Consider the following 20374-nt stretch of genomic DNA (forward strand, 5'->3'; position numbering starts at 1 on the left):
AATTTGACTAGGCGGAAGTTCAAGACCGCCTGAATTTATCAGCAGAGGATTACGCTTTGGCCAAGACCCCCGCGAAGAAAGCCGCCTCAAAAATTGCTACCGTTAGCGAAGACGCGGCGCGTGCCAACAGGGAAAGGCCGACCGAGCCGGTCCCTTATAAAGCCAGCAAAGAAGAATTGCTGAAATTCTATCGTGACATGCTGCTGATCCGCCGCTTTGAAGAAAAGGCAGGGCAGCTTTATGGGTTGGGGCTGATTGGCGGTTTTTGCCATTTATATATCGGACAAGAGGCTGTCGCCATCGGCCTGCAATCCGCGCTGACGCCCGGCAAGGACAGCGTCATTACCGGCTATCGTGACCATGGCCATATGTTGGCCTATGGTATTGATCCCAATCTTATTATGGCCGAGCTGACGGGCCGAGCAGCAGGTATTTCGCGCGGCAAGGGCGGTTCGATGCACATGTTTTCGACCGAGCATAAATTTTACGGCGGCCACGGTATTGTCGGCGCGCAGGTATCGCTGGGGGCAGGGCTGGCATTCGGACATAAATATTCGGGCGATGGTGGCGTTTGCCTTGCCTATTTTGGCGACGGCGCGTCCAACCAAGGGCAGGTCTATGAAAGCTTCAACATGGCCGAATTGTGGAAGCTTCCGATCATTTTCGTAATCGAGAATAACCAATATGCGATGGGCACCAGCGTCAATCGCGCGTCTTCCGAAGATCAGCTTTACCGGCGGGGCGAAAGTTTCCGAATTCCCGGAATACAAGTTGATGGCATGGATGTCCTTGCCGTGCGCGGCGCCGCCGAAGTGGCGCTGGATTGGGTGCGAAGCGGCAAGGGGCCTGTCTTACTGGAAATGAAAACCTATCGCTATCGCGGGCATTCCATGTCAGATCCCGCCAAATATCGCAGCCGTGACGAAGTACAGTCCGTTCGCGATAACAGCGACCCGATCGAAGGTTGCAAAGCCTATCTGGCCGAAATGGGCGTAAGCGAGGATGAATTTAAAGCGCTCGAGAAAGAAATTCGGACCATCGTGAACGAATCCGCCGACTTTGCCGAAAGTTCGGCAGAACCGGAATTGAGTGAGCTTTATACTGACGTTCTGGTGGAGCAATATTGATGGCAATCGAACTGAAAATGCCCGCGCTTTCGCCAACAATGGAAGAAGGCACTCTGGCCAAATGGTTGGTTAAAGAAGGCGACAGCGTCAAATCCGGTGACATACTTGCGGAGATCGAAACCGATAAGGCGACCATGGAATTTGAGGCAGTCGATGAAGGCGTGATTTCGTCGATTACGATCCCCGAAGGCACTGATGGCGTGAAGGTCGGAACGGTTATCGCGTTAATAGCAGGGGACGATGAGGCCGCTACACCTCCACCCGCCGCTGCTCCTGCGCCGATGGCTGCGGCCCCTGTTGAAGCGCCTGTGGTTTTGGCCCCGGCGCCACTGCCGACCGTCACCAAATCCGATCCAGCGATTCCGGCCGGGACAGCGATGGTTTCGCTCACGCTGCGTGAGGCTTTGCGTGACGCAATGGCGGAAGAAATGCGGCGCGATGATCGCGTGTTTGTTATGGGCGAGGAAGTTGCTGAATATCAAGGCGCGTACAAGGTCACGCAAGGGTTGCTCGCCGAGTTTGGGGCACGTCGGGTTATTGATACGCCTATTACGGAATATGGATTTGCCGGTATCGGTACGGGCGCTGCAATGGGTGGCCTTCGACCTATTATTGAATTCATGACTTTTAACTTTGCGATGCAGGCGATTGATCACATTATCAATTCTGCCGCGAAAACCAATTATATGTCCGGCGGACAAATGCGATGTCCCATCGTATTCCGTGGCCCCAATGGCGCTGCGGCGCGTGTCGGCGCTCAGCACAGCCAGAATTACGCGCCCTGGTATGCCAGCGTGCCCGGCCTCATCGTGATCTGCCCTTATGATGCGGCCGATGCAAAAGGCTTATTGAAAGCAGCGATCCGTTGTGAAGATCCGGTGGTTTTCCTTGAAAACGAGCTGCTGTACGGACGCACATTTGATATTCCCGATCTGGAGGATCACGTTCTTCCCATCGGCAAGGCCCGAGTGATGCGGGAAGGGACCGATGTCACGATCGTTAGCTATTCGATCGGTGTGGGCATGTCGCTTGAGGCGGCGGACAAACTTGCGGGTGAGGGGATCAATGCCGAAGTAATTGACCTTCGCACGATCCGTCCGCTGGACAAGGCGACCATATTGGCAAGCCTTGCCAAAACCAACCTTTTGGTAATTGCCGAAGAAGGCTGGCCGGTGTGTTCGGTAGGCAGCGAAGTCATCGCCATTTGCATGGAAGACGGGTTCGACGATCTCGACGCGCCCGTCATTCGGGTAACGAATGAAGACGTGCCCATGCCTTATGCCGCCAATCTTGAGAAGGCCGCGTTAATTAATGCGGACAAGATAGCTGCGGGCGTACGAAAGGTGCTGGGCCGTTAAGCGCACGAAGCGGCGACGGCACCTTCTGTATTGAAAACCTGGGTCAAATCGCGGGCATCACGTACCATCATGGCCGCGATGGCATTGATGTTTTCATAATCCTTGATGGCAAAGCCATTCAGAAAAAGCGGTCGATACCGGTAACGAACCTCAGCGAACATCACAGGAGTTCCTGCAACGGCAGTTACTTGGCGACCTACCGGTCCCATGCCGTCAATATTTGTGCCGCTTGGTTGACCAGCAACGCCATATTGCGGGGTAAATGTCGTCGCCAACCCCCTGCAGCGCTGCCAGGTAATCCTAAATTTACCTGTCGGATTTGGGTTGGCCATGGTTTCAAGGCTGGACAATATGATACGACCATTAGGCACGGCGGCGCCGTCTTCAAGATGTGTCCCGTAAATATCAAGATCACCGGCGTGAATTTCCGCACCGGTAAACAGATCGTTGATCTGCGTTTCGGTGATCTTTTTGTTGGCCAAAGGATCGCCTTCGCCAATACGTGCCGCGTTATCGGCCACCTGCAATGCCAATTGCGACACCTGCGTTGATTCCGTCGCATAATTCGCAAGTTCTGCACCGGACGCGACAAATACCATGAACACTGGCGCGATGAAGGCAAATTCGATCAAAGCAAGACCGCTCTCGTTTTTAGCGAGCGATTTTGTCCCGCCCAAAATCCGTTTCGGTTTTCTAAGCATCTTCACACTTTCGAGTAATGGCTGCGGCCTTTTGGCCATAAGGCTGGTTCGCGATAACCGTTGACGCGGTCAGTTCGACACGGTCATCAACACCTAATAACCCGGCCAGTGGGAACAGCCGGTCGTAGCTTATCGTCGCCGAATATTTCACGGCGTCACGGGTATAGCCCTGACCATCTGCAATACCGTCGGCGTCAAAGTCGCTGTTGTTGTTTTCATCGATGTAATTTTCATCATTGTCGCACTCACCGTTGGTGTTGGTGTCATCCCACACTTCGCTTTCGGGGAATGCCGCGTCGGTGAATGTGCGGAAATAGGAGCGGCTGAAACTGTCTTGGTCAAATTCAGCGGTGCGATGCACAGCGGATACCTGATCGATGACTTTCTGATCGACAGCGGCCTGCACTTCGGCAACGGTTCCGGTTTCAAGTGCGGAATCGCGGGCTGCCTTGTTGATTGCGCCTTGCAGGACCGACTGCATGTACAATGTGTGGCCGAAATCAAATCCACCAAATAGCAACGTGAACATGACTGGTGAAATAACAGCGAATTCCACGATAGACGTGCCTTCACTATTCTTCAAAAGCTTCAATACAGGCCGATGTAGTTTGGTCAGCATGATGATTACCCCGTCAATTTGAGTTCGGAAATCGAGTCTGCAATCCTGTTAAAAGACTCGATTAATAGCTGGGTGTTAGTAGCGGCGAAGAAGTGGTTGTTGGTCGTAGTGGCGCAGTTTCGCATGCGGTTCGTGGTCGCGACATCGGTTGTGCCGTAATAGACCACCCATAACGTCACGCCGTTATTTCCAAGATTCTTGATTGCACTGCACAGCGCAGTTGTGCGTGCATCTGTGTTGGCGTTAAGCGTACTCCACGTTGGATTTGTGCCAACGGCCGTACGGCGACGGTCCCACCCTTCAATGCCGTAGGGCGTATAGTTGTTGCCATAGTTGTAAGTTTCCCCGTCGGTCATGAATATCATATGCCGCTGGATTTCTTGACCGTCGGGTGTCGTCGCATTTTCTGCTGCAAAAATACCTGTCGGCGAGAGAAGGCGTGCGCCCCAGATTAGGCCGATATCATGATAGGTATTACCCCCGGGGGTCAGGGCGTTGACATAAGTTTTGAAATCGGTCGCTCCAGTTGAATTTCGATAGACATCCATTTTACGGGCGGCTGCCGAAGGGCATCCAGGGCTAGTATTTCTGGACATTCCAGACGGGTTTGAAGAACTCGTTGTTGCACGCCAAACATCAGCCATAACTGGTTCGAAATAGTCATTAGAACCATTGCCGTCAGCATCGAACCCGACATTATTATGCCGTCCCCAAACCGCGTTGGCGAGCTGAAAGCCCCAGCGTGTGGCTTCATCACCCGTCGATGGCACCCTATCGATATCAAGGTCGAATGCTTCATCAGGAATTGGATTGAAATCATCGGTAGGATCGCCATCTTCATCACGAATTGTTTCGCGCTCCTCAATACAACCAGTCCAAGCAACGGTCGCGTTTGAAACAATCCTGAGCGACGATGAAGTCGCCTGACCCGAGAGATTTACGGTTGTCGTCGTCTCGTTCAAGGGTAAGCTGATCGAGCTATTATACGCCGTACTGGTGTCGTCACCGCCACCTGCTTGCAGGGACGACACGTTGAATGTTACAGGTTTGTAAGTCCAACCAGTAACACGTTGACGCTCAACCCAAGTAATGGGTCTTGTTGACGTGCCGCCTGTTTGAGTCTTGGTGTAAGTCGAGCTATGGTTACGCCGTTCGAGAAAGCACGAAGTGGTGCCGCTACGATTTTCCCAAACATACCTGTATTGCGTGACGGTAAAGGGTCGCGTTTGATTGTGGGTCAATACTTGTTGCGACGCGGGATGTACCGGAGTGGATGTTGTTAGAGTATTCGTCGTCGTAGACCCACCCGTTTCGGTGAGGCCGGTTAGCTGATTTGAACTGCTCGGCAAGTTGTTATAAGTCGAACCCCTGCAATTCGCGCTCGTTGCGGACGTTTGGCGGAACAGTTTCGTTCCTTGCAGAGTCACAACATCAGACGTAACATCAGACCAGCCGCTAGTACTTTGCCTTGTATGATAAGGACTGGTAGGTGGTGCTGTTGGTGACCAGTTGTTCAACCAGCCAGAAATCGCACTCGCGCCGCCGACCGTCCATGTCCATACATTTTCCAGCTCTGCCTGGCGCGATTGGAATGTCTGGGTGTCTTTATAAAAGCCGTTCGGCAAAACATTATTGATGCGGACTTGTTCATCAAAAGGCACAAATCCAAAACGTAGCTGCGTCAATGTTGATAAATCACCGATTGGATTTGCCGCACGGTAACAGTTTGCTGGCGTTACATCGTCAACATTTTCGCGCGCCAATGCCTCGTAGAAGCATTTGGTAGCCCGTTTCAGGCCGTTGATCTTGGAGAGACCGGTGGGGTCCCCAGGAATGCCACCGGACATAGAGCCGGTGACGTCAAAGACGAACATCACGTCGGTATGCGGAATTTTCATCTGGCTGGTGCAGGTGACGCTAACGGTGCGCTCTTCTTCGCCTAATACACGCATCAATGTCATTGGCACATCGGCCGTCGCTGTTCCGCTCACTGTACCATTTGCTTCGACGAAATTTCGTGTGCGGTTTTCCGAACCGAGATAGCCGTTTTCAAAGTTGAAATCGAACATCTGCAAGCCGGTCAAATAGGTCGCGTCGTTAACGCGGTTTCCGTCATTGTTGACGTCCCAACGGCCGTTGCCCATCACCTTACGCGCAGCTAATGAACCGGCATCGCAGCCAGCTTGCAGGCGGTTTTTTACAGAATAAAGCCGCGACATGTCGACCGCGCCGCCGACCAATCCGGCCATCGGAAAAAGCGCAGCCGCAAAAATTGCAATAGTGTTCCCGGACTGGTCATACCGCAATCGAGCGAGAAGTCCGGTCCGCTTTCCAGCGTGGGTCTTTGCAGACATCGTGGCGTTCCCCTGTTCCACAGATTAGAATTCAATGTTAGCGATTATCAAATCAGCGTAAGCGCTTCTTAAATTTAAATGGTTAGTGGCCGGTTAACTGTGATTTGGCGCGCAAACCGGTTGGGTAACGGGGATGTTAGAGATAGTTGAACAGCTTCCACCACCGCTGCGACTCGCGGTGGCTTATGCGCCAAAGTCGGGGCGGGTCGCATTTGCATTGCTGCTTTTGCTCGATGAACGCCTGGCTCAGATCGTCGAAAGGGCAACTGAACCGATGATCGCACAGTTAAAGCTAGCTTGGTGGCGCGATGCTTTCATGGCGCAAGCCGAGCAGCGACCCAAGGGAGAGCCGTTGCTATCGGCGTTGTTCGATCAAGGAAGACCTGAATTGCTGGCCGTTGCGGGCGAGTTGGTGGATGCATGGGAATTATTGCCGTGTCATGGCGAATGGACCGATGCCGAGCTTGATGCCTTTGCCAAAAAGCGTGGCGATGCTGTTTTTAACGGATACTGTCGGCTGATCGGATTAAGTCAAAGCGCAGCTCCAGCGGGAGAAGAATGGGCAAGGGGCGATATCACCGTCCGCTATAGCGGGGCGGTGCCAGCCCCAGCCTTGACCAATGTTTCTTTGCTAAAGGGTCGTATTTACCGGCCACTGACGATTTTAACAATGCTGTCCCGTGGTGTGTCTGGCCCCCGATTAATCTTGCATGGCTTGACTGGCCTCTAAATTTCTGGCCACTACGCCATGACGTCAATTTGTGCTAGGGTTATGGAATTGCAGAGAATTTTGGTAGGTGGAATAGGTGCACTGATGCTGGCGGCTGGTGGGCTATGGCTTTGGCAAACGCAGGCCGCATCGGAAAATCCGATTCCAGCCGCCCCGCCTGTGGAGGCTGTATCGGATGCGTTGCCAAAAGCAGGCGTGAATGCCCCCGCTTTTGGTCCGGCTCCGCCAACACCTCCCGTTGCACCCAAGGCCAGCCGTGAAGAAGTGCGGTTCAACCGTTATGACCGGAACCGCGACGAGCTAATTTCGCGTGTCGAAATGATGGGAAGCCGCACGAAAGCCTTTAAGCAGCTCGACCGCGACGGCAATAACCTGCTGACCTTCGAAGAATGGGCGGTTGCGACAGGGGAACGCTTTGCCGCCGCTGACCGGGATACGGACAATTTGTTGACCCGCAAGGAATTCGTGCGAACCCGGCCTAAGCAAGCTGCGAAACCAGCATGTCAGTGTTAGAATATATATAACAATTACTTAAGTTATGATCTTATAGGTCTGTATCCACTGCGCCAGATCAGCGCGGGCGCGGGCAGTTATAGCTGCTTTGCGTTGTTTTTTATGGCAACTTTCTTCCAGCGGGGCGAATAGGCCGAAATTGACATTCATCGGTTGATAATCATCGGCATGGGCATCGCCGGTGATGTGGCCAAGCAATGCGCCCAACGCAGTGGTTGCAGGCGGTTGTGGTATTGCGGAGCCGGTTAATTCGGCCGCCAGCATTATACCGGCCATCAATCCGATTGCGCTGCTTTCAACATATCCTTCGCATCCGGTGATTTGACCGGCGAAGCGAATATGGGGTGCGGTTTTCAGCCGTAACTGGCGATCCAGCAAAGTCGGCGAACGAATGAATGTATTGCGATGCAGGCCGCCTAAACGCGCGAATTCAGCCGTTTCCAGGCCAGGTATAGTGCGGAACAATTCGACTTGCGCGGCGTGTTTCATCTTGGTCTGAAAGCCGACCATGTTCCAAAGACTGCCGAGTTTATTGTCTTGCCGTAATTGCACCACTGCGTGCATCCAGCGGCCGGTCTTAGGGTTGTCGAGTCCCACCGGTTTCATCGGACCGAACCGCAGGGTATCAAGTCCGCGTGAAGCCATAACTTCTATGGGCATACAGCCTTCGAAATAAGGCGTATTAGTCTCCCATTCTTTGAACTCGGTTTTTTCGGAATCCATCAATCCCTGATGAAAAGCGCGATACTGCGCTTCGTCCATCTGGCAGTTGATATAATCCTTGCCTTCACCTTTATCCCAACGTGATGCGTACCACGCGACGTCCATGTCAATGCTGTCATGATAGACGATTGGTGCAATGGCGTCGAAAAAGGCCAGCCGATCTTCACCCGTTTTCGCCATGATATTATGCGCCAAATTGGTCGCCGTAAGGGGACCAGTTGCGACAATAACCGGAACATCTGATGGAATTTCATCAATTCGTTCACGTACGATGTCGATATTTCCTATATCATTCAATTCTTTGGTAACAATTTCTGAGAATAAATCCCGATCGACGGCCAAGGCCGAACCTGCCGGTACTTTTGCAACCTCTGCCGCAGACATGATGAGGGAACCAAGTTCGCGCATTTCCTGATGAAGAAGGCCGACGGCATTGCTTTGTGCGTCATCCGAACGAAAGCTGTTTGAACAGACGAGTTCTGCCAGCCCATCGGTTTGATGGGCAGGGGTCATTTCACCTGATCCGCGCATTTCCGACAGTTTGACGCGATAACCGCGCCGGGCCAATTGCCAAGCGGCCTCGCTGCCGGCCAATCCCCCGCCGATAATATGTACGTCATGTTTTTTGTCCATAGCAAGGGCGGCTATCAAAATTTCGTGGGAAAGCACAGGCAAAAGCGTCATGATGGCTCGATGACATTCACCCTGCAATTATCCGACGAAACGCTGATCACACAGCCCCGATTGGCACCGCCTGAGTCGGAGACCCATAAGTATCTGCGCGGTCATGCCGTCGTGATTAGCGGATCTGAACTAAAGACCGGCGCATCGCGACTATGCGCCCGTGCCGCATTGGCGGTAGGGGCGGGGCTGGTGACGATATTGGGGGATCGTCCGGCGCTTTGTGAACATGCCGCCCATGTCACAGCCATCATGCTCAAGGAATTGGATGCGACGCTCAGCGCCATTGATGATCGCGTGCGGGCCATTGCCGTTGGTCCGGGGGCAGGAACAGACGATGGCTTGCGATTTTTGGTACTCCAGTTGCTGGCCTTAAAGAAACCGGTCTTGCTGGATGCAGACGCTCTCACGGTTTTTTCAGGAAATAAAACATTATTATTCAATGCTCTATCCGAAGATACTGTCATGACGCCACATCTTGGCGAATTTGCGCGCCTGTTCCCCGACATCGCGACCGCAGACCCAGTAGCAGCGGCGGTAGAGGCAGCACGCCGTTCGGGCTCTGTCATCCTTTTGAAGGGATCACACAGTGTGATTGCGGCGCCAACGGGGCGCTATTCCATCAATCGGCATTCTTCTCCCTGGCTTGCGACAGCAGGGTCAGGCGACATTTTGTCGGGCATGATCTGTGGATTGCTTGCCCAAGGTTTACCCGCGTTCGACGCGGCGGCGATTGCCGCTTGGTTGCACGGCGATATCGGCGTTCGCGCCGGTGCCGGCCTGACGGCGGACCGAATGACGGAATATATTCCCCTTGTCTTGCAAGGCTGTTTGCAAGAAGGTTGAGCAAAAGGGGTATAGGCCTATGGCGCAGGATTTAGCGCACAAACGACCATGGTTATTGGCCAGTCTGATTGCCGGATTGAGCTTTCCGGCAACCTGGCTGTGGCTGCCGATTGAGGGCGGGATATTTGCCATCATCTGGAAAATGGCGGCTGTGGGCTTGCTGGTACCCTTTGCCTTGCGCCGTCACCATGTCGGCGAATTTGTGCTGCTGGCCGTTATGTTGGCCCTGTACGCGCTCGGCGATGGGCTTATTGAGTTGAATATGGTGGCCGGAGCTATTGCGTTTGCAACAGGACATTTGGTGGCAATCGCAATCTATGCCCGCCATCACAGGGTTGGTGCTGTTTTTAGCCAGAAACTATTTGCCGTGACGCTTTTTCTTTTGACGCCGGTCATCGCCTATTTTGCACCAGGAAATCCGGAACAGGGTATTCAGGTCGCGGCCTATAGCGTTATTTTGGCAGCTATGGCGGCGATGGCGTGGAGCAGCAATTTTCCGCGCTATCGCGTCGGTATGGGGGCCGTGCTGTTCGTCGTGTCAGACCTGCTGATATTTGCTCGCCTAGGCCCATTGGCGCAATCCGAAATGACCAGTGTGGCGATTTGGTATCTCTATTATTTCGGCGTGCTGATGATTGCCGTCGGCGTCGCACAAACATTGGTCAAGCGCGGCCATTTTGCACAAGGGGAAGAGCGGGATTGAATTCCGGTCGATTGGACCGCAATTAAAAATCCCGCCCCCTTTTCGTGAAACAATTACATCACGGCCTAGCCTTCATTCTCCGGCTCTTGCGTTGACGGTGTCTCGATTGCCTCATCGGCGTCATCATCGCTTTCTTCTATTTTGGCGGCGCCGACGACATGTTCGTTCTCACCGACATTGAACAGTCGGACGCCCGCGGTGCCACGGCCCAGAACGCGCAAGCTGTCCAAAGGCATACGGATCAGCTTGGCTTGATCGGTGACCAGCATAAGTTGATCGCCTTTGGTCGCCGGAAAACTGGCGACAACAGGGCCATTGCGTTCGACATTGTCGATATTGGTGATCCCCTGACCGCCGCGACCGGTGCGACGATAGCCATAGGCTGATGAGAGTTTGCCATAGCCATTGGCGCAGACCGTCAGGATGAATTGTTCACACTCGGCCATTTCGGCAATGCGCTCTGCAGAAAGCGTTGGTTCCCCTTCTTTTTCAGGCTTCCAGGGGGCAAAGCGGAGATATTCCTCGCGCTCTTCTGCGGTGGTGCCGACCCTTTGCAGGATCGACAGAGACATCACCTGATCGTCTTTACCCAATTTCATCGCCCGAACGCCGGTCGATGCGCGGCTTTGGAATTCGCGTATGTCATCGGCGGCAAAACGAATCGCCTTACCGTTGCGGCTTGCCAATAAAATATCGTCATCCGCGCTCAGCAATTCCACACCGATCAAGCGATCATCGGCATCTTCACCTTCGAATTTCATGGCGATCTTGCCGTTGGATGGCACATTGGCAAAGGCGTCCATGCTATTGCGCCGTGCATAGCCTTTGGCTGTAGCAAAAACGACGCTCAAACCGCCCCATTCGGCTTCGTCCTCTGGCAAAGTCAACACGTTGGAAATGACTTCGCCTTCGCCCAGCGGAAGCAGATTAACCATCGGGCGGCCGCGGGTCTGCGGCCCACCTTCGGGCAGTTTCCATACTTTAAGGCGATACACTTTGCCGATGTTGGAAAAGAAAAGGACAGGCGTATGTGTGCTGGTGACGAACAATTCGGTTATGGCATCCTCATCCTTGGTTGCCATGCCGGCCCGGCCCTTGCCGCCGCGGGCTTGCGCGCGGAACGTAGCGAGGGGCGTGCGCTTGATGTAGCCGCCATGGGTAACGGTTACGACCATTTCTTCGCGTTCCATGAGGTCTTCGTCATCAAGGCCGTCCCAGCTTGCGGTGATTTCGCAAACGCGCGGCGTTGAAAATTCCGCATCGATCGCAACAAGTTCATCGCGCAGCACCGCGTACAGTTTTATACGGTCGCCCAATATTGCGAGAAATTCTGTAATACTGACCGCAAGTCCAGATAGTTCCTTGCCTATTTCGTCGCGTCCAAGTGCCGTCAGGCGATGCAAACGCAGCTCGAGAATGGCGCGAACCTGCAATTCCGTTAACTGATAATTGTCGCCGGTTACATCTGCCTCAACCGCCTCAACCAATTTGATATAAGGCGCAATTTCCGCAATCGGCCACTGCCGTGCAATCAATGCAGCGCGGGCTTCGGCGGGGCTGGCAGATCCCCGGATAATGCGGACAACTTCGTCAAGATTGGTGACTGCAACCACCAACCCAAGCAACAGATGCGCGCGTTCACGGGCCTTGTTGAGCTCGAATTTCGTGCGGCGGGTAATCACCTCTTCACGGAAACGGACGAAGCTTTCGATGATATCGCGCAGGTTAAGCACTTCAGGCCGTCCGCCACGGATGGCGAGCATATTGGCGGGGAAGCTCGATTGCGCCTGTGTGTGTCGCCAAAGCTGGTTGAGAACCACATCTGTCGTGGCATCGCGCTTCAGATCAATGACGATCCGGACGCCCTTGCGGCTTGATTCATCACGGATGTCCGAAACGCCTTCAATCCGTTTGTCTTTCGCAGCTTCTGCAATTTTTTCGACCAGACCTGATTTGCCAACCTGAAAAGGTATGCTGGTGAGAACGATAGACCGCCGGTCGCCTCGACCTTCTTCAATTTCGTGCCGGGCCCGCATCATGATCGAGCCTTTACCCTCACGATAGGCGGAGCGCGCGCCACCTTGCCCCAAAATCAGCGGAGCGGTGGGAAAATCGGGTGCGGGTATGATTTCGATCAGTTCATCAATCGAAATCGCGGGATTATCTATATAGGCGAGACAGGCCTTGATAACCTCCCCCAGATTGTGAGGAGGAATATTGGTCGCCATGCCGACCGCAATGCCGCCTGCGCCATTGACCAGCAAATTGGGGAAGCGTGCAGGAAGCACCTGCGGTTCCTGCCGGCTGCCGTCGTAATTAGGCTGAAAATCTACTGTGTCCTTATCGAGATCATCAAGCAGAGCGTTTGCAACCTTGTTCAGGCGCGCCTCTGTATAGCGCATCGATGCAGGTGGGTCGGGGTCCATCGATCCGAAATTGCCCTGACCATCGATCAACGGAACGCGCAACGACCAATCCTGGGTCATTCGTGCCAAGGCATCATAACTGGCGCTGTCGCCATGCGGGTGAGAATGGCCCATGACGTCGCCGACGATTTTCGCGGATTTACGATAGGGTCGCCCGGCGACAAAACCGCCTTCCTGACTGGCGAACAATATGCGGCGGTGCACCGGTTTCAGTCCGTCGCGCACATCGGGCAGGGCCCTTGCCACGATGACCGACATTGCATAATCGAGATAGCTCGACTTCATTTCATCGACAATGTCGACCGGGGAGATATCTGAGGGGTCTAGAGTGGCATTATCATCGCTCACGCCGCGAAAATCCTTATATTTTTAGAATATTAGCACCGTAGCCGAGGTGACCAAATAATGCCACCCAAGGTCGAATGAAAAACGGCTTTTTCGACAACTTATCCACAGATAAGGGCACAATAGCTCTAAGGTGCGATTACACCGCCGTCATATCCAATAAGTTCACCAGAATCCTGCGGTTGTAATTTTTGTATTGCCGCTAGCATTAGTGAAGCCGCTTTTTCCGGCGTAAACCGCTCATGTTTAGGGTTGCCCTTAAACGGCGCGCTCAATGTGGTTTCGACCGTGCCGGGATGCAGGCCAATGATGATGCTTTCGGGGTTTCTCCGCTGCCACTCAATCGCAAGATTTCGGATCAACATATTTAATGCAGCCTTAGACGTGCGGTAACTGTGCCAGCCACCCAGCCGATTGTCCGATATACTGCCGACCCGGGCAGAAAGCACCGCAAAGCACGTCCGTTCAAACTTTGGCATTAACGGCAGGAAATGCTTTGCCACCAACGCCGGCCCTACCGCATTCAACCGATAATTCTCTATCATCCAGTCCGGGTCGAGCTCACGAAGGCTTTTTTCCGGACCCTTGCCATTTTTGTGTAAAATTCCTGTAGCGACGATAATCAGGGAAGGGGCCAATGCTGATTGTGCCAAACTGGATGCAGCATTTGCGATGCTGGTTTCGTCGAGCAAGTCTATTGCGGGCGAGCTGTTTCGCGATAGCCTAAGAACTTGGTCAAAGCTGTTATCCGACGTCAACCGATCGGCGATCGCCGCGCCTATGCCCCCACTCGCACCTATTATAACCGCGGTCTTGACTGTCATTGGTAGTTCGTTTCCGTTGTTCAACCGCAATTCATACGGTGGCTCTATGGTGTTTGCGCTTAGCGGGGCAAATAACTATAGACGATCTCGTTATAGAAAATATGCCTAAACACCCTAATCGCGGAGAGTAGAATGAAGTCTGTTTCCAAAATTGCCCTAATCCTGTCACTTGTCGCAGTGCCCAGCATGTCTACATCGGCCTTTGCTCAGGATAAACCCGTCAAGGAAAAGAAGGGTAAGGACAAAAAGGAAGTCGCACCTGCCGCACCTAAGCGCAACTATTCGAAGCCGTTTATTGCAGCTTTCTCCGCCGTCGTTGATATTTTGACCAAGCAAAAAAACCCGGAAGGCGCGAAAGCCGAATTCCCGAAGGTTTTGGCCGCAATTGCCAATGACGATGACCGTTATGAAGCAGGTGTTCTTGCCATCAATATCGGCGCAGGCGTCAAGGATCTGGCGTTGCAGGAACAAGGTATTGATCTGTTGTTGGCATCGACCACGACGCCTGCAAATCTAAAGACCGAATATACATTTCGCAAAGCGGCGTTCGCTTACGACAGCAAGAATTTCGTGAAAGCGGAAACGCTGATGATAGATGCCTATAATATGGGGCATCGCGGCAACACGATCGAATTACTGATATCCAATGCGATGTCGCAACAGAATAAGGATGCTGAAGCTATCACATGGCTTGCAAAAGCAATCGAAGCCGACAAAGTAGCTGGTAACGTAAACAAGGCTTATTTCGTCCGAGCCGCTATTCTGTCAGCGAAATCAAAAAATTACGCAGGTGCGGCAAATTGGTATAAGCAGCTATTGGCTACTGAAAACAATGCTGACTACTGGCATGATGCTTTGGCATTTTTTGACAGGTCGCTCACATTGAATCCCGAAGAATCCCTGGATGTTATGCGCCTGATGCGCGTTACCAACGGGCTACGGTTCCAACAGGAATATGCCCAGTATTTGGATAGCTTAAGCTATATCGGTGTCCGTTATCCGGCTGAAGCGGTTTCGGTTCTTGAAGAAGGCTTCGAAAAAGGCGTAATTTCACGGAATAATGTGACCTTCAGTGAAAAATATAATGAAGCGAAGACGCGGCTGATCGAAGATACCGCAACTTTGGCTGGAACTATCGCGCCAGCGAAAGCGAACGCCAAAGGAATGCTCGCATCATTGACCGGCGATTCGTTCTTTTCCCATAAAAAATATGAAACGGCCAAAGAACTCTATGAATCCGCGCTGTCAAAAAGTCCGGTTCTTGACAAGGACGGGAAAGATCAAACGGATCGTACCCGGTTCCGTTTGGCCATGACGAAAGTTATGCTGCGGGATTATGCTGGGGCGACAACGGACTTTGCGATGGTAACGGGCGCTAATCGAAAAGCGATAGGTGAATATTGGGTCATGCACATCGAACAGCAGATCAAAGCGGCGCCTCCGCCTCCGCCAGCCGCAACTTGATGGCCTGAATTAAAACTGTTTAACGAAATGGCGGCGGGTTTTTCACCCAGCCGCCATTTCTACATTTCGGGGATAGGCACGCCAGGCTCATCTTTGGCAGTGCGAATCGTCAGTGATGTTTTGACGCTGCTCACATTGGCCGCCGACGTCAGCTTTGACGTGAGAAATTCCTGAAAGGATTGAAGGTCGCGCGCGACAATTTTCAATATGAAATCTATTTCGCCGTTTAACATATGGCATTCCCTGACATTCGGCAAAGCGCGAACATGTTGCTCAAAGGCTTTCAGGTCATCTTCTGCCTGACTTTTCAGGCTTACCATCGCGAAAACGGTAATTGTGTAACCCAATGAAGCAGCGTCAATATCGGCGTGGTAGGATTTTATCGTACCCGACTGCTCAAGCGCCCTCATCCGCCGCAAGCAAGGCGGGGCGGTAAGGCCAACTTTAGTCGCAAGGTCCACATTGGTAATCCGGCCATCTGCTTGTAACTCAGCAAGAAGCTTCAAATCTATCGAATCCAAGTTCATCGTGGCCATGATTATGTTATTTCCCATTTCCATTTGTGCATGAACTTATAATATTATTATAGAGGATTGCAATTGTCCCATAGTGTGACGCGTTTATTTTGCTCCTTTCGGATAGCTTTAAGCCAGTATATCGGTCATAGGGACAAGGATAATTTTGCATTAGGAATGTTTGCATTTGCGTTTTGACGATCGCCTCGAAACTGCCTTGCGTCAGGCAAATGACAGCGATTTGGGTGCGGCCGCGAAGTGGCAGCAACTAGTTGACATACTTGCTCAAAATCCCAGCCAATTTGATTTGGCTTATGTCGCGAACGGTCTGCAAAAAGTCCGCGATTATCTTCCGTTGGTGGCACCCAAAATGCGCGAACAGTGCGTCCGCGCGCTAAATGGCCGGATATCTTCCGCACCTCTGGTCCTGCTTTTGTCGGGTGATGTTCCCAAAGTTGCCTCAGCCGCCGTTGCTGGTGCGTGCTTAACGGACGACGAATGGTCGAATATTATCGCGGCAATGCCGGTTAGGGCGCGTGGATTTCTTCGTAATCGTCAAGATCTCGGACCTAAAAGTCAGCGCGCCCTTGCCATTTGTTCGGCATTTGATTTCGTTTTACCGGTTCCTAAAGCGCGCACTGAAACCAATGCCGCGAACGGTGCCCAGATACGTGACATCGTAGAGCGAATCGAGAAATTAAGGTCAGAGCGGCAATCAGAAATTGTTACCCATTCGTCTTTCGAGATAGATCAATATAGCGGTTTCTATGAAACAATAAACGAGATTCGGTTCGAAACCGACGAAAATGGAACCGTAAGCTGGATTGAGGGTGCCCCGCCCGGTGCAGTAGTCGGCGTCGACATTGCAGAACCTGCGTTTGATGAAGGCCCCGGACCGGATGCATATGGCGCAGCCGCATTCCGGCAACGTATGCCTTTGGAAAATGCCCGTATGAGATTGTGCGGCGCGCCCGCTGTGGCGGGCGATTGGCGCATAAATGCTGCCCCATTTTTTGACCATATCAGCGGGCGATTCAGTGGCTATCGCGGAATATTTCGTCGCCCCACAGTTGCCGAAAGCGCATTGATATCGCCGCAAAGCCAGCATAGTTCCGATCATATCCAGCAGTTGGTCCACGAACTGCGGACACCTCTTGGCGCGATTATCGGCTTTTCGGAAATCATCGAGCAGCAACTGTTCGGTCCGGTCACAGAGGATTATCGGATTCTTGCCAGGAACATATTGAATGATGCCGAACGTTTGCTGTCAGGATTTGATGATTTGGCTACCGCTGCCAAAATTGAATCGGGAAATTTTTATGCAGAGCCTGGATCAACAGACTGTGACTGGTTAACCAATAAGCTTGCGGATCGCTTGCGCGGGCTAAGCGATTTGTTGATGGTTACTCTTAACCTGGTCCACGCACATCCAGTCCGGCCTTTTGCAGTAGATATGGAATTGGCTGAGCGCATTTTTTCCCGCCTGTTGTCGGCCGTCATCATTGGGTGCGAGCCCGATGAAATACTGGACGGGCGGTTTCGGACTGAACCCGGCATAAATGCTACCAATCGTTTTGTGCTCAGTCTTCCGCGAAAATTACTGGAGATGGACGAAGCCGAGCTATTCGGTTCCGGACCTGCTGTGCTGGACGAAGTCAGTGAAGCTCCCTTATTAGGCCTTGGTTTTTCGCTCCGGCTCGTCCGTAGCCTTGCCAAAAATGTTGGCGGGGATTTACGTTTTTACAATGAAGCGCTGATATTGTCTCTGCCTGCGACGGATGAAAATCGCAGCGGATTTAGAGATGAAGAGCGAGAATGAAGTGCGCGCGCATAAAGGAAACTTGAAGAATTCCCTTCTTGCAAATTCTTCTGCTCCACATTTTGAGTTCGCAGATTTGTCGGCTTTGGGTAGTCCGCGTTTTATACTAACCGTCGACACAGAAGAAGAATTTGACTGGAATGGACCGTTTTCCCGCGAGGGATTCGGCACAGAACATCTTAAGGCCCTGCCTAAATTTCAGGATTTGTGCGACAGCTTCGGGATAAAGCCATGCTATCTGGTTGATTTTCCGATTATGGAAAATCCCTTTGGCGTGGAATTACTGAGTGGCTTTGCACATGCCGGCAGGGCGGAAATCGGTGTTCAATTGCATCCTTGGGTGAATCCACCATTTGATGAAATATTATGCACTGCAAACAGTTATGCATGCAATCTGTCTCCTGATCTGGAACGGGCCAAGCTGACCACCCTTTATAATGCAATTGTCAGTCGTACAGGCATCAAGCCGGATTCGTATAGGGCAGGGCGTTACGGTGCTGGTCCGACCACATCCGAAATTCTGATAGATTTGGGCATATCTATTGATAGCTCGGTCCGCGCGCGTTTTGATTATTCTGAACAAAGGGGACCAGATTACACCCATCATCCGGTGCATCCTTATTGGATCAAGAAGGACGTTCTGCTGGAATTGCCCCTTACTACGGTGTTTGCAGGAGCCATGCGCTCAGCCGGAAATGTGGTGTTTGGCGAATGGTTCGGGTCACAGGCGGCGCGGTCGGTTCTCGCTCGGTCAAATATGATTGAACGTATCGCATTAACGCCAGAAGGTATCCCGCTCGAAAAAGCTATTGAGGGTATCAATCTGGCTTTAAAAGAAGGTGTTCCGATTATAAACTTGTCGTTCCATTCACCGTCGCTCGCCGTCGGATATACACCCTATATCCGCATTGAAGAACATTTGAGCGAGCTTTATATCTGGTTCGAAACTGTGTTTCATCATTTACAAAAAGGCGGCGTGCGGCCCACGACAATGGCTGAAGTTCGGATGGCGAGCCAGTTTAATTGCGGTGCATAAGATAAACACTTGCCAGCGGTCCCATTGTTCCGCTATCGGCGCGCTTGCGATTGGCTAGCCGGTCGGGGCCTGTAGCTCAGTTGGTTAGAGCTGGCCGCTCATAACGGCTAGGTCGGGGGTTCGAGTCCCTCCGGGCCCACCAGCCTCCGCACTTGCGGTGGTAGGCGCGGATGAAGGTAGATCTTAGATCTACCTAGGCCTAATGGCCAAATAGGACCTGCAACGGTCGAGACATTGTTGTACCAGTCGGGGAGTAGCGCAGCCTGGTAGCGCATCTGGTTTGGGACCAGAGGGTCGCAGGTTCGAATCCTGTCTCCCCGACCATTATATCGGTGACTTGCAAGTCATTGTTTTTACTAAGAAAAATAGACTGTTTTCGACCTGTGCAGGAACTGTGCAGAATTTTTTTGCGGATCAAGGTATAGTTCGCGCTTTGAATTGCCGTGATAGCGAAACAGGCCAAGCGGTTTGAGCGTGGCTAATCTCTCCCGCGCTGAACATGCTTCAATCGCGAGAGATCTCTAAAACTTGCCATGACTGACGCATTGCCGTTGCACGCGGTATATGCCGGTATGGCGTGACAAATAATTGCGTTTCTCCTACCGGATATCCATGCGTTCGCTTCGCAACCTGATTCATGCACGTCCTCTGCTTGCGCTGTTGCTGGTAGCGATGGCTGTGTGCGTCAGGGCACTGGTGCCATCGGGCTACATGGTTTCGGCGGGTAGCAAGACAATCACGGTCGGGCTGTGTTCGGGTATTGCCGATGCGGCAACCACGCAGACCATCACGATCCCGATGCAATCGGGTGGCGACAAGATGCCCGCGCATAGGGGCAAGGCGGAGATGCCTTGTGCTTTCGCTTCGCTCGCGATGGGCGCGATGGCAGGGGCCGATGCGCCGCTGCTGGCTATTGCTCTGCTTTTTGTTCTCGCTCTCGGCTTTTTACCGCTTCTCCCTGCGGCGCAACCCCATAATTTCCATCTCCGCCCGCCGCTGCGCGGGCCACCGGCTGCTGTCTGACATTCTGAACTGAGTTGTCAGCCGCCGGGCGACGTGCGTGCACGTGTCCGGCACAGCCGGAGTTTCATTCATGTATCATGTTCTCGACCGTTCGAATGAACGGGCTGGGGCGCTGGAATGGGGCGGATTTGTCTGCACCATGCAGCAAAACCGATCTTTTTTTCCAAGCGAAGCGCGCGGCGCTTTGGCAGTCATCGTCACGCTGTTCATGGCAACTTCGATCCTGCCAGCGTTGCGAGGCTATTGGCTTGTCCCCCTCTTTTCGCTTGGCGTCATGGCGTTGCTGGTTCTCGCGCTTGAAGTGCACCAGAAATCGCTGCCGCTGACCGAGCGGCTCGCGCTCGAAGATGGCGAAATTCGCTATTCGGACAGCACAGGGCGTTTGTTTGCGCTGCCAAGCTATTGGGTCCGTTTCGAGACCGAAGAGCGCAGCCCGTTCGACATCCGCCTGCATCTGCGCGACCGTAACCGGCGCTTAGAGATCGGCACCAGCCTGAATCTAGAAGAGCGTCTGACTGTCGCGCCGATCATCGCCAGCGCGCTCGCGCTGGCAAGGGGAGGCTGAAC

General features: G+C 52.8%; 18 protein-coding genes and 2 tRNA genes. 13 read left to right on the forward strand and 7 right to left on the reverse strand.

The genetic code is table 11. The features are described 5' to 3' along the window. Positions 1-56 precede the first annotated feature (56 nt). Complete coding sequence (gene pdhA / locus ACEW72_RS11460; protein ID WP_373476515.1) at positions 57-1127, forward strand: pyruvate dehydrogenase (acetyl-transferring) E1 component subunit alpha; 1071 nt, start codon at positions 57-59, stop codon at positions 1125-1127. Continuing rightward, positions 1127-2485: a pyruvate dehydrogenase complex E1 component subunit beta gene (locus ACEW72_RS11465; protein ID WP_373476516.1), complete on the forward strand. Its 1359-nt coding sequence runs from the start codon at positions 1127-1129 to the stop codon at positions 2483-2485. Before pdhA ends, ACEW72_RS11465 begins: the two co-directional genes overlap by 1 nt. On the opposite strand, the gene ACEW72_RS11470 is transcribed toward ACEW72_RS11465, so the two are convergent. The 3 genes from ACEW72_RS11470 to ACEW72_RS11480 are packed head-to-tail and all read right to left on the reverse strand — an operon-like array spanning position 2482 to position 6159. Then, positions 2482-3186 carry a TadE/TadG family type IV pilus assembly protein gene (locus tag ACEW72_RS11470; protein ID WP_373476517.1) on the reverse strand — a complete coding sequence of 235 codons (705 nt, stop codon included), beginning with the start codon at positions 3184-3186 and terminating at the stop codon, positions 2482-2484. The genes ACEW72_RS11465 and ACEW72_RS11470 overlap by 4 nt on opposite strands. Beyond that, positions 3179-3805, reverse strand: coding sequence for a TadE/TadG family type IV pilus assembly protein (locus ACEW72_RS11475; RefSeq protein ID WP_373476518.1), 627 nt, complete (start codon positions 3803-3805; stop codon positions 3179-3181). Before ACEW72_RS11475 ends, ACEW72_RS11470 begins: the two co-directional genes overlap by 8 nt. Before the next feature lie 5 nt (positions 3806-3810). Next, positions 3811-6159, reverse strand: coding sequence for a Tad domain-containing protein (locus tag ACEW72_RS11480; RefSeq protein ID WP_373476519.1), 2349 nt, complete (start codon positions 6157-6159; stop codon positions 3811-3813). A 133-nt stretch (positions 6160-6292) separates the two neighbouring features. On the opposite strand from ACEW72_RS11480, the gene ACEW72_RS11485 reads away from it, so the two are divergent. Then, a complete protein-coding gene (locus ACEW72_RS11485; protein ID WP_373476520.1) occupies positions 6293-6889 on the forward strand; it encodes a hypothetical protein in 597 nt (198 codons plus the stop codon). A gap of 48 nt (positions 6890-6937) precedes the next feature. Further along, positions 6938-7402 carry a hypothetical protein gene (locus tag ACEW72_RS11490; protein WP_373476552.1) on the forward strand — a complete coding sequence of 155 codons (465 nt, stop codon included), beginning with the start codon at positions 6938-6940 and terminating at the stop codon, positions 7400-7402. Positions 7403-7420: 18 nt separating this feature from the next. Here ACEW72_RS11490 and trmFO read toward each other — a convergent pair whose 3' ends face one another. Further along, complete coding sequence (gene trmFO / locus ACEW72_RS11495; RefSeq protein WP_373476553.1) at positions 7421-8758, reverse strand: methylenetetrahydrofolate--tRNA-(uracil(54)-C(5))-methyltransferase (FADH(2)-oxidizing) TrmFO; 1338 nt, start codon at positions 8756-8758, stop codon at positions 7421-7423. A 60-nt stretch (positions 8759-8818) separates the two neighbouring features. Between trmFO and ACEW72_RS11500 the strand changes: the two genes are divergently transcribed. Continuing rightward, the gene (locus ACEW72_RS11500; protein WP_373476521.1) at positions 8819-9652 is read left to right on the forward strand and encodes an NAD(P)H-hydrate dehydratase; all 834 of its coding nucleotides are present in this window, start codon (positions 8819-8821) and stop codon (positions 9650-9652) included. A 19-nt stretch (positions 9653-9671) separates the two neighbouring features. Then, the gene (locus tag ACEW72_RS11505) at positions 9672-10355 is read left to right on the forward strand and encodes a lysoplasmalogenase family protein (RefSeq protein WP_373476522.1); all 684 of its coding nucleotides are present in this window, start codon (positions 9672-9674) and stop codon (positions 10353-10355) included. 65 nt (positions 10356-10420) lie between these two features. Here ACEW72_RS11505 and gyrA read toward each other — a convergent pair whose 3' ends face one another. Further along, positions 10421-13129 (reverse strand): DNA gyrase subunit A, encoded by a 2709-nt coding sequence (gyrA, locus tag ACEW72_RS11510; protein WP_373476523.1) that lies wholly within the window; start codon positions 13127-13129, stop codon positions 10421-10423. Positions 13130-13254: 125 nt separating this feature from the next. Next, positions 13255-13950 carry an SDR family NAD(P)-dependent oxidoreductase gene (locus ACEW72_RS11515; protein WP_373476524.1) on the reverse strand — a complete coding sequence of 232 codons (696 nt, stop codon included), beginning with the start codon at positions 13948-13950 and terminating at the stop codon, positions 13255-13257. A 132-nt stretch (positions 13951-14082) separates the two neighbouring features. Between ACEW72_RS11515 and ACEW72_RS11520 the strand changes: the two genes are divergently transcribed. Continuing rightward, on the forward strand, positions 14083-15414 hold the full coding sequence (locus ACEW72_RS11520; RefSeq protein ID WP_373476525.1) for a hypothetical protein: 1332 nt from the start codon (positions 14083-14085) through the stop codon (positions 15412-15414). A gap of 59 nt (positions 15415-15473) precedes the next feature. Here the strand turns inward: ACEW72_RS11520 and ACEW72_RS11525 are convergent, their stop codons facing one another. Then, entirely contained in the window at positions 15474-15950 is a 477-nt protein-coding gene (locus ACEW72_RS11525) for an Lrp/AsnC family transcriptional regulator (RefSeq protein ID WP_373476554.1), read from the reverse strand. 166 nt (positions 15951-16116) lie between these two features. Between ACEW72_RS11525 and ACEW72_RS11530 the strand changes: the two genes are divergently transcribed. The 6 genes from ACEW72_RS11530 (at position 16117) to ACEW72_RS11555 (ending at position 20372) form a co-directional block, all read left to right on the forward strand. After that, positions 16117-17748, forward strand: a complete 1632-nt coding sequence (locus ACEW72_RS11530) for a histidine kinase dimerization/phospho-acceptor domain-containing protein (RefSeq protein WP_373476526.1) — start codon at positions 16117-16119, stop codon at positions 17746-17748. A 22-nt stretch (positions 17749-17770) separates the two neighbouring features. Beyond that, on the forward strand, positions 17771-18784 hold the full coding sequence (locus ACEW72_RS11535; protein ID WP_373476527.1) for a polysaccharide deacetylase family protein: 1014 nt from the start codon (positions 17771-17773) through the stop codon (positions 18782-18784). A 65-nt stretch (positions 18785-18849) separates the two neighbouring features. Next, a tRNA-Ile gene (locus ACEW72_RS11540) sits at positions 18850-18926 on the forward strand. 105 nt (positions 18927-19031) lie between these two features. Beyond that, positions 19032-19108: transfer RNA gene (locus ACEW72_RS11545), tRNA-Pro, on the forward strand. 288 nt (positions 19109-19396) lie between these two features. Further along, positions 19397-19807, forward strand: coding sequence for a hypothetical protein (locus tag ACEW72_RS11550; protein ID WP_373476528.1), 411 nt, complete (start codon positions 19397-19399; stop codon positions 19805-19807). A gap of 37 nt (positions 19808-19844) precedes the next feature. Next, entirely contained in the window at positions 19845-20372 is a 528-nt protein-coding gene (locus ACEW72_RS11555; protein ID WP_373476529.1) for a DUF2244 domain-containing protein, read from the forward strand. Positions 20373-20374 lie beyond the last annotated feature (2 nt).

The sequence above is a fragment of the Sphingorhabdus sp. genome (assembly GCF_041737645.1).
GTDB lineage: Bacteria > Pseudomonadota > Alphaproteobacteria > Sphingomonadales > Sphingomonadaceae > Sphingorhabdus_B.